The organism is Amorphus sp. MBR-141, assembly GCF_053628695.1.
This window is the reverse complement of record NZ_JBRJGW010000004.1, coordinates 21295-34185: the sequence shown is the minus strand read 5'-3', so window position 1 is coordinate 34185 and position 12891 is coordinate 21295. Positions and strand designations below refer to the sequence as shown.

Genomic DNA, 12891 nt, shown 5'->3' with positions numbered 1-12891 from the left:
AGGACAATCAGGGATTGAGGGTATTGGGGGAAGTCGGCCGGGGAGCATCGCGTGATGCGGCTGCGGCATCACCCCTGCGAACGGGCCGCAACGTCAGACGGGACGGCGGAGGAGGTCCTTGTAGCCGCTGGAGGCCACCCATCGGGCCCGCACCAGGTGGCTGTCATGGACATGACGGGCCCGTTCGGGCTCCCGAGCCGCGTCGATGCCGAACAGCACCGAGGCGATGTCCTTCCAGCCGGCGCCATCCGCCGTGGCGTCCAAAAGGCGCGCATAGAGCTTGATGTGCGCCCGGTCGTAGTCGGTGAGCTCGGGAGCGATTGGGACGGTGTCTGCAAACGCGTCGGTCATGTCACCCCACGTTTCCATGCCTGGCGCAGCCTTCGTCCCTTCTAGACGACGGCGGATGGTGAAGCGAGCCCCGCACGCTCGGGGCATTCCCGGCGCCGCTCGGCGAGCGATTGGCATCGGCATTGCCGCCCTCTAACCCGCTAGGACCGCTTGATTACATATTATAGTTGATAAGCTCAAAGTGTGTAAATTGCGATCCGTCTGCGCATGGATATGCGCAAGCTGGTCGGCCGGAACTTCGCTCGCCTGCGTCAGGAGAAAGGCCTGACGCAGGAGGATGTCGAGGCGCGCTCCGGTTTCAGCCAGCAGTACATCAGCGGCCTCGAGCGTGGCCGGCGCAATCCGACGGTCATCACCCTCTACGAGCTGGCTCAGGCGCTGGGGGTCAGCCATGTCGAGCTGGTGCGGCCCGACGGCAACGACTGAGCGGTGAACTCGGGGGGCCGGCTTGATCAGCCGGGGCCTCGTCTGAGGCTCACTCGCCGCGCCGCCCGCTGGGGCGGGACCAGATCAGCAACTGCATTTTGCGCGCTTTGAAGGAGGACGGAGGAAAGCCCGTGAGCGGTCCGGCAATTCGCAGGGCAGAGGACGGCAGTGGATCCAGTCTTACGTCTCGGCGACGATCTTCCCGATGTCGGTGATGTCGTATCCGCCGATCCTCTTGAACTCGTTCTGGAACCGCTCGGAGCGCAGGATGCTGAGCATGGTCGCCACCTCCGCTGTGTCGAGATGCTCCTTTTTGACCACGAGGTCGTAGCGCTCCTTCTTCAGCGGAACGAACTCGACATTCTCCACTTGGCGGGCGACCTTCTCCATCCCCACTGCCACGTCGGCGTCGCCGCGGCCCACCGCGCTCGCCACCGCGAGGTGGGATTGGTTCTCGTTATCGTAGCCCTTGATCCGGCTGCCGTATTGACCGAGAAGCTTCAGGTTCTCGTCGAGCAGCACCCGTGATCCCGCCCCCTTCTCGCGGTTGATCATGGTGATGTCCTCGCGCGCGAAGTCCCGCCACGTCAGGATGGTCTTGGGGTTGCCGCTGGCGACGTACAGGCCCTGCATGCGGCAGGTGACGTTGACCACCGCACAGCGGATGCCGGGCAGCAGGGCGCGGACATAGGGCACGTTGTAGTCGTCGCCTGCGCTGTCCCACAGATGGGCGCTCGCGACGGAAACCTTGCCATAATAGAGCGAGACGAGGCTGTCGTAGCTGCCGATATAGGCCCTGAGCGCCATGACGCCGTGCATGCGCATGAAGTTGGACAGGATGTCGAGGATGAGGTCCTGGCCGCAGATGATGAAACCGTCCCTGGCGCGGCGCTCCGCCGACAGGTCGAAATACCGGTTCTCGTCGAATGCCGGGCGGCCTGCCGGCGCGAGCGCGCGCGCGGCCCTGCCGGAGCGCTCGATATAGTCGCGCACATGGGCCTCGGTGAAGCGGATCTTGCGGCCGACCTTGTAGAAGCCGATTCCCCCATTCTTGATCAAGGCATAGATGCCGCTGCGGCTGACGTTGAGCTGCTCGGCCACGTCCTCGACGGTCAGGGCGTTGCGCGTATCCATGGGCAAATTCCGCATATCACTTCATATTATTTCGTGCAGTTTGGCACAAAGATATGCGGATTGGCCACCGCAAGAATTGCACTCTTCCTGTAAAAGCACTCTTATTTGTCACGATTGATGCAGATCGAGAGGCCATCGAGCCGCTATTTCGTTCATTTAATACAGTTTCATATTATTTCGTGCATGAGGCCGGCCTCGGCTGTGCAGTCCTCGCCGGAGGCCCAACTATGTCCCACCAATCCATTCCACTGCCGCCCGAGCCTGCCGTCCCCAGAGATGAGAATGACGCCATCCCAAGCCGCCGGCCACTGCCCGCCTTCGCCGGCGGCGCTCTCATCGGCATCCTCGGCGGCCTCATCGGCCTGGGAGGTGCGGAGTTTCGCCTGCTGCTGCTGATCGGCCCGTTCCGCTTCCGGGCGCTCGAAGCGGTCATCCTCAACAAGGCCATGAGCCTAGTCGTCGTCGCCAGCGCGCTGCCGTTCCGGGCGGCGACGGTGCCCTTCGACGCGATCGCAGCCAACTGGCCGATCATCCTCAACCTGTTGGCGGGCAGCCTCATTGGCGCCTGGTTCGGTGCCGGCTGGGCCACCCGCTTGAACTCGCGCACCCTCTACAGGGTCCTGGCGGCCCTGCTGGTGCTGATCGCCGTCGCCCTCCTGTTCGGACATGGATCGACCGCAGCGTCTGCGCTGCTTTCGGGACCCTGGCTGATCGTCGCCGGGGTCGTGGCGGGATTCGCCATCGGCGTGGTCGCCTCTCTGATGGGCGTGGCCGGCGGCGAACTGCTGATCCCGACGCTGGTGCTCCTCTTCGGCGCCGACATCAAGCTCGCCGGCAGCCTGTCACTGGCGGTGAGCTTGCCCACCATGGTCGTCGCCTTCACCCGCTACAGCCGCGACAGCGCCTTCGCGACCGTTGTGCGGAACAAAGCCTTCGTCGCCGTGATGGCGGTGGGCTCCATCGTGGGCACCTTCATCGGTGGTCGTCTCCTCGGCCTCGTTCCCGACCAGGTTGTTCTCCCGATCCTGGCGCTGATCCTCGTCGTCTCGTCGGTGAAGGTGTGGCGGCATAGATAAGGCCTCCGAAGCAGAGCCGAAACTGATCCAGCTTCGGCTGGCGGAAGCCCCGCCCGGGCCGTCCGGGCGGGGCGTTTCTTGTGGCTTCAGTCTGCAGTGCGCCGCCCGCTCGGGCGGGACCAGATGAGGCTGAAGGTGTCGCTATCCTCGTCGTCGAAGAGGTTGGCGTAGATCGGGGCGTTGAAGCTCGGATCGTCGAGCTTGAGGCCCAGATAGTCGCGGCCTTCGCTGGAGCGCTTGGACCAGGCGGCGCCGATCTCGATCCGGCCCACCAGGACCCGGTGGCTGGGGGCGTTCTCACCGTTGGTCCGCAGGTCCGGGACGATGCGCACGCCCTTGGCCTGGACGCTGAGGGTGACGATCTCGCCGCTGAACTCGTTCGTGCCGGTCTTCTTGAAGGTGCCGATGGTGGCCATGGTAAATCTCCGTCTTCCGTTTCCGAGCCCGCACCATGCGGCCTCGATGGCGATCGGAAGGCCGGAGGCGACCGACGCCGCATCGCCTCGGGGTCCCCATCGCGCTGGCGCGATGGGGTGAGGATTGCGACCGGAGCGAAGCGGAGGACGGCGCGAGAGGGACTTTCTTGCCTCGCGAGGAATGACGGCTCCTCGGGGTCCCACGCGACCTGTCGCGTGGGGTGGGGTCCGGCAGGGGAAGAAAGTCATGATGCGCCGTTGCGGCAGAGGCGGTCGAGGCGCAGCCGCCCTTCGGCCAGATCCGCCCATTGGAGAGGCCGTTTGGAGCGGTCGACCGACGGATACCGAACGGGGATGATGGCGACCCGCCGCAACCTCACGGAAGACCGGCCTGATCCTCTTCGGCTTCACGTCCCCCGTTCCGGGCCGGCTCCGTGTGCTTCCGCAGCCAAGGTTACGACCGGCCAAGATCGCTGCCACCATGCGCTGGTCCGCGACTGACCGCGAGGCGTGGTCTCGGCTCAAGAAATCGCGATCGACCGCCGCTTGGGCCGTTGCCGCAAGCGGGGGCGCCACCGATCCCCATCCTCGGACAGCGCGAGCGGAAAAGCTCTTTCGGCTCCGGCCCTGCCGAATGACATGGAGCGTGCTCAGACCTGCGCAAGGTCTCGGCTGGACGGGCCGGCGGCTGCCATGCCCGCGACCCGCAACAGCGTCGTGATGCCGATGGCAACAGCACCGATGATCGAGAAGACGATCTGCCACGTCTCGGATGGCATGGCGAGCTTCGCGATACCCTACGTGGCGTGATAGCCGGCGATGACGGCCGGGATGACGAAGGCGAGCGCAATGGGGAGGCGCACCCACATCGGACGCACGATCACGAGCAGAACCTGGCCGATGCCGAGCGTGATGCCGCCGGCGATCAGGCCAACGACAATCGCACCGAGCCAGCCCGCGCCGGTTTGGTATGCCCAAGTGCCGGCGCTGACGGCGGCGAAGAACGGCAGCGCGAAGACGGCGAGCGTAAACAGCAGCCAGCAGAATAAGACGATGGCGGCGAGACCAAGCAGGATGCCGAGGAAAATCATGGTGGTGTCTCCGTGAGGACAGCTCTGACGGTCGCGCCTTCCACCACCACCACGGCGCGATCAGCAGCATAGCAAGAGAAAATGCATGCCGGAATCCCAGTAAGGGGGATACCCGGCACGTCATGCGTACACCTCCGCTATCTGGCGAAGGGATCGATTTCACGGACGATCTGCGAGGCGTCACCGTCGAACTCGTCGGCTGGTACGACCGAGAGGCTGCCGTCGCCGGCGCGGAAGATCACGATGACGACCATCAGGGTCTTGGCGAGGCTGAGGGCGAAGGCTTGCGCATCGGTGGAGGACATGGGGTCCGGCTCCTGCTCGAAGCGGAGGACCACCCCCCGCTGACAGGCTCCCGACGGGTCCGGCCGAGGGCCGCAATCACCGCGACGGCGAAGCACGAGCGGCGGCACGCTGTGCGTAGCCGACCCCTTGCGGGTTGATGGCGTCAGGCCCTCGGCCGGACCAAGGAACAGCGCAAGAAAAGCGGGGGGTGGATCGTCGCTCGAAGATCGGCAGGTGCGGCCGTCTCCCTGCATAAGCAGGCTCTGGAGGCTTTGTTCAGGTCCACGTCTGATGAGTACAGGTCCTGCTCGTCAGTCCGGTGAAAATCGATAACGGAGCCAGCACTTTCATGAGAAACGTTCAGGGCTCGTGAAATTCGATTGCGATGGTCGAGAAAGGGGCAGCGCTCACGCGCCGCCCGACCCGAACCGATAGACCGGGATGCCGAGCTTGCGGGCCTTGTCGGCGAGATTGTCCTGGATGCCGGTGCCGGGGAAGACGATGACCCCGATGGGCATCACCGCGAGCATCTGGTCATTGCGCTTGAAGGGCGCGGCCTTGGCGTGCTTCGTCCAGTCCGGCTTAAACGCGACCTGGGGCACCTTGCGCGCATCGGCCCAGCAGGCGGCGATCCGCTCGGCGCCCTTGGGCGAACCGCCGTGCAGCAGCACCATATCGGGGTGTTTGGCGTGCACTTGGTCGAGCTTGGCCCAGATGAGCTTGTGATCGGCCGTGTCACCACCGGAGAAGGCGATCTTCGGACCTGCGGGCATCAGCACCTCGGTCTCCGAGCGCCTGCGGGCGGTGAGGAAGTCGCGGCTGTCGATGAGAGCGGAAGTCAGATTGCGATGGTTCACCAGGGATCCGGTGCGTGGGCGCCAGACTGAGCCGGTGTGGCGCTCGAAGGCGTCGGCGGCTTCGTCGCGCATCAGCTCGAAGGCGTCGCGGCGCTCCACGAGGCTCTGCCCCTCGGCGATGAGGCGTTCCAGTTCCACCGAGCGCACCTCGCTGCCATCCTGCTCCTGCTGGCTGCGGCGCTGGCCCTGCTCGTTATCGTCAAGGGTGCCCGAGATCCGGCCGGCGGCCCGGTGGAAGAGATGGACGGTGGACCACAGGAGGTCGGGAAGGTCCGGCTCGAGGCGGGTGTCCTGCAGCGTCACGATGAGGGCGTCGAAGATGTCGGTGATGGCGCCGGTGATGCGATCGGCCTCGGGAAGCGGCCGGGGATCGGGCTCGTCGTCAAATGGGCGGTAGCCGTAGAGCTGGAGTTCCTGCAGCAGGTGATCGGTGGGAGAAGAGGTGTGGCGGGGTTCGTCGTGCTCGGCGCCCATGGGATGCTCCGTCGGTTGGACCGCAGCCTTGCGGCCTTCATGGCGACGAAGCCGGCGGGCGGGACGGACCTGCACCCCGCGGGACGCGCGGGGCCGGAGCGCAGCGGAGGATGGCGAAGGCCGGGGATTTTGCTTCGCGATGGAAAGGCGCGCAGCGCCGCCGGAAAATCGTCGGCCGCAGCCATTGTTGGGCCGGCACGTTTGCTGGCCGATCGCCCTCTGGAAGGCCAGGATGTGGTCCTCTCCGATGACGGGAAGCATCAATGCGCAGGCGAGACCGTGCCCTCTCTTCCTTGAGCGGGACTACAGGCGCAGCACCATGAATCGGGAAACGTCCTCTGCTGCGACCTGAGCTCGGATTCCGGCCCGAACGGCATCGACCCCAAAGGCGCGCAGATCCTCGTTGAAGTCTCCGAGAGCTGGGGAGAGCACGATGGCCTCGATCGTGGCAGCGTCCGCTCGTGCAATGAGGCTATCTCGCGCCCTGTCGCCGGCCGGATCGCTGTCGCGCACGATGTAGAGCCGCCGCAGGCCGGGGGGGAAGGCGATGGCGGCAAGGTGTGTGGCCGAGAGCGCCGCTGCCATCGGAAGGTTGGGCAGCGCCGTGCGCACGGAGAGGATGGTTTCGATGCCCTCTCCGACGGCTATCACGTCGTCAGCCCCGCCGAAGCGAACGGCATGCTCCAGCAGGTGACCCATGGCGCGCCGGGGCGTGGTGATGGCTGCCTTGTCCGACCCGTTCGGAGCGAGCCATGTTCGATGCACGCCCGTGATCTGTCCGCTGAGATCGGTGACGGCCGCGACCATGGCCGGTAAGGGCCGGATGGGGGTGTGCGCATCGGACCGGTAATAGCAGCGCGGGTGAAAGCGCAGGCTTCCGGTTTCGTGCAAAGCCGTGATGCCGCGGTTCCGTAGATACGCCTCTACGATTGTGCCCGGAATAGGCTCTGCGGCGGCGAAGAGCCGGCGAGCCGAGGTGACGGGGTCTCGCGAGGAGGATCGTTTCCCGCAATTGGGAGCTTTCTTGTTTCGGGAGGTCGGTGGAAGGCGAAGAAATGATTGAGCCTCTGCAGCCACATCGGTGAAGTGGGACAGGCCCCGACTTTCCCGGATCACGTCGAGGAGATCACCGTGCTCTCCCGTCGCTGCATCGGTCCATTTGCCGGCGGGGCCTTTCGCACAGTCTCGCAGCCGCACGAACATCGAGCGGCCGGGCGCATTGCGGACATCGCCCACCTGCCAATAGTGCCCCTGCCGCCGGCCGGCGGAGAGATAATGGCGACAGACCGCCTCTGCCTGTCGGCCGAGCCTGTGGGCCAGATCATGGGCCGCATCCGACATGGGGACGCTCCAACAGAAAGGCCCGCCGTCCGGGCCACGCGACAGGGGGATCGCGGAGCCACAGGCGGCGGGCCAGGTTGCCCGGGGAGGATTATTCGGCAGCGATCGAGGAGGAGATCGCTTCGGGCTCCTCAGTGTCGGCGAGGTCCTCGCTGTCGGCCATGGCCGTTTCGCCGTCGGTCTCCGCCGTCTCTTCGCCGGCGGTGTCGGAGGGCTGGGTCCGCAGCGCCTCCGGGAGCCAGCCGCTGTCGGCGAGAAGGGTTTCAGCCTCCCGCGCCATGTCGCCCTTCTTGAGGTGGGCAATCCGCTCCGCCGCACGTTCCCCCTTGGCCTCGGTCACCGCCTGCAGAATGCGGGCCTTGGTCACCCGGCCGAGGAAGGTGTCGACGGTGGGCTTCCATCCGGCCGCCGCCATGTCGAGCGACACCGCCTGCGCCAGCCTGTCGGCATGGGCGAAGGCGCGTGGACGACGGTTCCAGGCCTCATGCACCGCATTGACCGAGAGGCTCACCACATGGGCGAACAAGGCAGCGCGGCTGTCGTGGTCCCAGTCGCTCAGGGTGTCCCAGAGTGCGACCGGTTCCTTGGGCAACACCTTGGCCCAGCTTTCGTGCCGGATGCGGATGGCCTCTGCCGAGACGCTGTCGTTGAGACCCGGCGCCTGGGCGTTGAAAGACACGCTTTTCAGATCGAGCTCGAGGCAGCTGTCCGAGCCGTAGACGTAGAAGGCCTTCAGCGTGAGAGCGTGGACCGCCGCGAGGAAGGCCACATCGGGCTGCTCGCCCAGCGCATGGCGCAGGCCGAGGGTGCGATGGGTGGTCAGCTCCGTGAGCAGCCGGTCGGAGATCGGGGCGAGGCCGTCTTCCTCCTCGGGCTCAGCAGGGGCATCGGGTGTGGCCGCCTCCTGGAGAGAAGTCGATGCCACATGGTTTGCATCATCGGTCTCGGTGGAAGTGGCATGCTCCTCTTCGACCGGCACCTCGTCCTCCGGGCGGACATAGCCCCGCTCCACCCGGAGCTTGCCGTCCTGGGCGATGCTGACGAAGGCGCCGGCGCGGCCGACCTCCGCCGGATCGAACGCGAGGGGTCGCGTCTCGAAGGCCTCCAGCACCGCCTCGAGCTCACCGAGCCGCGCATCGACCTCCTCGGGAAGCTCGTCGGCATCGGCATGTTCTTCGGAGAGGCGATCATATGCGGCCTGGGCCGTCGCCCGAGCCGCCTCCTCCTCTTCAGTCAGCGGCGTGAGCTCACCCCGCAGCTGGCGCAGGCCGTAGGTGTGGCCATAGGCGAAGTCCGGCGCCACTTCGGTCCACTTCCAGCCTTCGCCGCGGATCCCGTCGGCCTCAATGGCGAGCTTCTCCGCCACCATGCGATCGACGAGGGTGACATCCTGCAGCCAGCCGCCGTCGTCCCCCTGGAACAGGTCGCGCAGCACCGTGCCACCGGCCGTCTCATAGGCCTCGATGCCGATGAACCGGGCCCGCTTGTCGCTGGCTCGGACGGCGCCCTCCGTCAGCATGCGCCGGACGACATAGGGCTGCTTGTCGTAAGCCTGGGCGAGACGCTCCAGCACCTGCTCCTGCCGCGCGTGATCGCCCGACACGGTGAAGGCCATGAGCTGGTCGAGGGTGAGGCCGTCCTCGGCGTAGACGTCGAGCAGCTTCGGCGACACGGAGGCGAGCTTCAACCGCTGCTTCACCACCGCCACCGAGACGAAGAAAGCCGCCGCGATCTCCTCCTCGGACTGGCCTTTCTTGCGCAAGGCGAGGAAGGCACGGAACTGGTCGAGGGGATGGAGGGGAGCCCGCTGGACGTTCTCGGCGAGGGAATCCTCCTCGGCGATGCCGCCCTCGCGCATGATGCAGGGCACGGGCGCGGTCTTGGCAAGACGCTTGCGCTTCACCAGCAGCTCCAGCGCCCGAAAGCGCCGCCCGCCGGCCGGGATTTCATACATGCCGGTCTCGACGCCATCCGCATCGATCACGGCTCGGACATTGAGGCCCTGGAGCAGGCCCCGCCGGGCGATGTCCTCGGCGAGTTCCTCGATGGAGACGCCGGCCTTCACCCGACGGACGTTGGACTGGCTGAGCACCAGCCTGTTGAAGGGAATGTCCCGCGAGGACGAAAGGGTGATCTTCTGAACAGCCGTGGCCATGGGATGCTTCTCCGCGACGGGCGGCCGGAGAACCTCTCTCTGGCCTCCAACCCGTCACGAAACACGGCGCCGCCCTCTGCCTCTGAGGACGGCGCCGTAAAGCCGACAATCCGGAAACCTGGAACGACACGGAGCCAGAAACACCGCAATCCGCATCTCAGGCTTTGCGGATCTCAGGCGGCGCGATCGAGCAGCTTCTTCGCCCGGGCCTCCAGATCGAGGCGCGCATCCTGGTGCGGCTTGTCCCGCGCCACCGCGGTGATGCCCTGCACGAAGTCGAAGATGCTCTCCGGCTTGCGGCCCTCCTCGGCGAGCACGGTCTCGATCACCTTCTGCGTCTCGGCTTTGGAGAAGCCCTTGCGACGCAGGAACTCAATGCGGTCCTCGTCGGTGCGCGCCACGATGCGCTCGCGCGCCGCCCTGATGCCGTTGACGAAGGGCATGGGCGAGGAATTGGCGAAGCGCTCCAGGGCCGGCGCTGCCTGATGGGCGAAGCGGGACGCGGCATACTTGGAGTGCCGGATGGTGATCTCCTCGAAATCCTCGACACCCCACAGGTTGCGGTTCTGGCACACCGCCCGCAGATAGAAACTGGCGATGCCGAGCGTCTTGGCGCCCACCTCTGAGTTCCAGCAATAGAAGCCACGGAAGAAGAGGTCGGGAGAGCCATCAGGCAGCCGCCCGGCTTCGATTGGGTTCAGGTCGTCCACCAGGAACAGGAAGACGTCCCGGTCGGAGGCGTAGAGCGTGGTGGTGTCCTTCGTGATGTCGACGCGGGGATTGTAGATGCCGGTCGACCAATCGAGCACACCCGGCACCTTCCAGCGGGTATCGCCCGTGCCGTTGCCGGCAATGCGGCGCACGGCGTCCACCAGCTCATGGTCATAGATGCGGCCGTAGTCGGGGCCGGTCACTGCCCGGAGCTCAATGCGGCCATCCTCCACCTCCAGCGTCTTCACCTGCTCGGCGCGGTGCGTCAGTAACCCGTGCTGCAGGTTGATGCCGGCGAGCGGCGCGGGAAGCTGCCGCAGATAAGATGCCGGTGCCCCAACGAGGCTCGCGAGCTGGCCAAAACTCCAATGGGTAGGGGCAACGGGAGCCTCCGTCCCCGGCAGCGCGAGCATCAGCCGGTCCGGCGCCTCTCGGCCCGCCTCGACGCGGATGGCGGCGCTCTCCACAGTGCGCGTCCGGCTCCGGTCGGACCGCCCGCGCACCGCGCCGTACAGCTCAGACAGGGACAGATAGCGCTCGTCCGCCGGCCGGGAGAACCACTCCGAGGACACGCGGCCGTTCCGCTCGCCCCGGCTCACATCCACCTTATAGGCGCCGGCACCTGCAGGCGCCGCGTCCAGAATCTCCACCTGGGCCATAGGTCGTCTCCATGACGGGCGCCGGAAGCCTCTCTCCCAGCCCTCAACCCGTCACGGAAATCCGGACCGAACTCTCACTCTATCGGGGAGCGAAGCTCTCGCACCGCCTTAAAACGACCGTTCGACAGGCCGAGGCAGCAACATTCCTGAAATTTTTTCGTTTGATTTACGAAAATTCCGGGGTATTGATCAATCATCGATAACAAGGTGAGTCGCCACCGTGAGCTATCCCGACGCCGACGAAGTGTACCGAGTGTTGAAAGACTTCGAAGAGCCGTTGATGGCCGTGCACCTCAGGGCGTGGGATCGGCTGGTCTCGAACCCGGATTGGCCATCTCTGGTCTTCGCCAGGACCGGAACGGGCATGATGCATGACTTCATCGTCCAGGAAGCCGGGGGCGAGTTGGACGACATGCCCGGGGTGAGCCGCATCGCGCACGATAAGAGCGTGCGCTATCTTTTCAAAGATCGCGTGTTGCTGCGATTCAAGCACGGCTCGGCAAGGGGACTGGGCAGCAACATCGATACCCAGGCCAATGATGATTTCATTGATGCCCAGGTCGATCTGCTCGGCATGCCTGAGGCGATGAAGGTCGAGTTGCTGTGGTACGAAAACCGGCTGCGCACCAAGCTTGATCGTGTCGAGGTGACCGCCCGAGACGGAAAGCATCGGCTCTGGGGCTACCCGATGGGTAGCGAGCCTGATATCGCCACGCTGCCGTTCGATATTCCGGTCGACCCTACCGCACCTGCCAGGACGGCGCCTCTGGTCACCGTGAGGCCAGTGCCAAAGACAGACACGAAGGACGACGAGTAGCATGCCATTTTCAGGAGCGATGCTCCGTCTTGCGCGGCAGAGGAGAGGTATCCGCCAGAACGAGGCGGCCCAGCAGCTGGGCGTCTCGCCGTCGGATCTGTCCCGCATCGAAAACGACGCCAAGGAGCCGTCGCAGACTTTCATCGAAAAGGCGGCAACGGCTTTCCGGGTGCCGGAAGGCTTTTTCGTACTGACAGATACCGTCTATGGTGCGCCAGTTTCGGTGCATCCCATGTGGCGCAAGAAAGCGGACGTCTCCGCCGGCGAGCTCGACGCTGTCATTGCCGAGCTCAACGTTCGCATCATGCATCTCCGCCGATTGCTGCAGGCCGCGGAAATCAATCCTAGCCGCACCATCCCGCAACTGGATATCGAGGAATATGGTGACCCGGAGACGGTAGCGGGTTTGTTGCGCAGGCACTGGATGATGCCTACTGGACCGGTGAAGAACCTCACCGCACTACTGGAAGAGGCCGGCGTTGTCGTCGTGCATTCCTTCATGGGCGGATCGTCTGTGTCCGGCGTAACCTTCCGTGTACCCGGCCTGCCGCCGCTTATCGTTCTCAACAGCGACCAGCCGGCTGATCGGATGCGCTTCACGCTGAGCCACGAGCTGGGGCACATCGTGATGCACCGGTTCCCGACGCCGACCATGGAAAAGGAAGCAAACGACTTTGCCAGCTGCTTCCTGGTGCCAACACGGGACGTCAAATCTCACTTTGGTACTGGTCGTGTGGACCTCCCAAGGCTCGCCGCACTGAAGCGTGTTTGGCGGGTGTCGATGGCCAGCCTCGTCTTTGCCGCTGACCGTGCCGGCAAGCTGACGCCGGCTCAGAAAAACTATATCTGGCAGCAGTTCTCGATCGCCAAGATTCGCATGGCTGAACCGCCGGAGCTCGACTTCCCGCGCGAGGAGCCGACGATCGTCAAGAGTCTTCTTCGAGCCCACATCGAGAACCTCGGCTATTCGATAGCCGATCTTGCACGCATATTGACGATGACCGAAGCTGAGCTACCGGATTTTTATGATTTTACAGAAGTCTTGCGCGATAAACCAACACGGCCGCTGGGACTACGCATCATCAAATAGCCCCCTTG

The 12891-nt window shown here is 65.1% G+C and carries 12 protein-coding genes and 1 pseudogene; 4 read left to right on the top strand and 9 right to left on the bottom strand.

Going from position 1 to position 12891, the window contains the following annotated elements; genetic code table 11:
• Positions 1 to 93: 93 nt before the first annotated feature.
• Positions 94 to 351 (bottom strand): DNA -binding domain-containing protein, encoded by a 258-nt coding sequence (locus tag ACSSVZ_RS06680; protein WP_453969016.1) that lies wholly within the window; start codon positions 349 to 351, stop codon positions 94 to 96.
• A gap of 207 nt (positions 352 to 558) precedes the next feature.
• Here ACSSVZ_RS06680 and ACSSVZ_RS06675 point away from each other — a divergent pair, with 207 nt between their 5' ends.
• Positions 559 to 777, top strand: a complete 219-nt coding sequence (locus tag ACSSVZ_RS06675) for a helix-turn-helix domain-containing protein (RefSeq protein WP_138397488.1) — start codon at positions 559 to 561, stop codon at positions 775 to 777.
• A gap of 180 nt (positions 778 to 957) precedes the next feature.
• Here ACSSVZ_RS06675 and ACSSVZ_RS06670 read toward each other — a convergent pair whose 3' ends face one another.
• Positions 958 to 1911 (bottom strand): substrate-binding domain-containing protein, encoded by a 954-nt coding sequence (locus ACSSVZ_RS06670; protein ID WP_453969015.1) that lies wholly within the window; start codon positions 1909 to 1911, stop codon positions 958 to 960.
• A 227-nt stretch (positions 1912 to 2138) separates the two neighbouring features.
• On the opposite strand from ACSSVZ_RS06670, the gene ACSSVZ_RS06665 reads away from it, so the two are divergent.
• Positions 2139 to 2987: a sulfite exporter TauE/SafE family protein gene (locus ACSSVZ_RS06665; RefSeq protein WP_453969014.1), complete on the top strand. Its 849-nt coding sequence runs from the start codon at positions 2139 to 2141 to the stop codon at positions 2985 to 2987.
• A gap of 86 nt (positions 2988 to 3073) precedes the next feature.
• On the opposite strand, the gene ACSSVZ_RS06660 is transcribed toward ACSSVZ_RS06665, so the two are convergent.
• The 7 genes and pseudogenes from ACSSVZ_RS06660 to ACSSVZ_RS06630 all read right to left on the bottom strand — a co-directional run bounded on the left by ACSSVZ_RS06660 (position 3074) and on the right by ACSSVZ_RS06630 (position 10976).
• Complete coding sequence (locus ACSSVZ_RS06660) at positions 3074 to 3403, bottom strand: DUF736 domain-containing protein (protein WP_453969013.1); 330 nt, start codon at positions 3401 to 3403, stop codon at positions 3074 to 3076.
• A gap of 650 nt (positions 3404 to 4053) precedes the next feature.
• Positions 4054 to 4494: pseudogene (locus ACSSVZ_RS06655) on the bottom strand (hypothetical protein).
• A 137-nt stretch (positions 4495 to 4631) separates the two neighbouring features.
• Complete coding sequence (locus ACSSVZ_RS06650) at positions 4632 to 4799, bottom strand: hypothetical protein (RefSeq protein WP_229644176.1); 168 nt, start codon at positions 4797 to 4799, stop codon at positions 4632 to 4634.
• A gap of 387 nt (positions 4800 to 5186) precedes the next feature.
• Complete coding sequence (locus ACSSVZ_RS06645) at positions 5187 to 6110, bottom strand: DUF2493 domain-containing protein (RefSeq protein ID WP_453969012.1); 924 nt, start codon at positions 6108 to 6110, stop codon at positions 5187 to 5189.
• A 303-nt stretch (positions 6111 to 6413) separates the two neighbouring features.
• Positions 6414 to 7451 (bottom strand): DUF7146 domain-containing protein, encoded by a 1038-nt coding sequence (locus tag ACSSVZ_RS06640; RefSeq protein ID WP_453969011.1) that lies wholly within the window; start codon positions 7449 to 7451, stop codon positions 6414 to 6416.
• A gap of 91 nt (positions 7452 to 7542) precedes the next feature.
• Positions 7543 to 9606: a ParB/RepB/Spo0J family partition protein gene (locus ACSSVZ_RS06635; RefSeq protein ID WP_453969010.1), complete on the bottom strand. Its 2064-nt coding sequence runs from the start codon at positions 9604 to 9606 to the stop codon at positions 7543 to 7545.
• A gap of 173 nt (positions 9607 to 9779) precedes the next feature.
• The gene (locus ACSSVZ_RS06630) at positions 9780 to 10976 is read right to left on the bottom strand and encodes a DUF932 domain-containing protein (protein WP_453969009.1); all 1197 of its coding nucleotides are present in this window, start codon (positions 10974 to 10976) and stop codon (positions 9780 to 9782) included.
• 220 nt (positions 10977 to 11196) lie between these two features.
• Between ACSSVZ_RS06630 and ACSSVZ_RS06625 the strand changes: the two genes are divergently transcribed.
• Both ACSSVZ_RS06625 and ACSSVZ_RS06620 read left to right on the top strand, forming a co-directional pair.
• A complete protein-coding gene (locus ACSSVZ_RS06625) occupies positions 11197 to 11793 on the top strand; it encodes a hypothetical protein (RefSeq protein WP_453969008.1) in 597 nt (198 codons plus the stop codon).
• A 1-nt stretch (position 11794) separates the two neighbouring features.
• Positions 11795 to 12883: a helix-turn-helix domain-containing protein gene (locus tag ACSSVZ_RS06620; RefSeq protein WP_453969007.1), complete on the top strand. Its 1089-nt coding sequence runs from the start codon at positions 11795 to 11797 to the stop codon at positions 12881 to 12883.
• Positions 12884 to 12891: the final 8 nt, after the last annotated feature.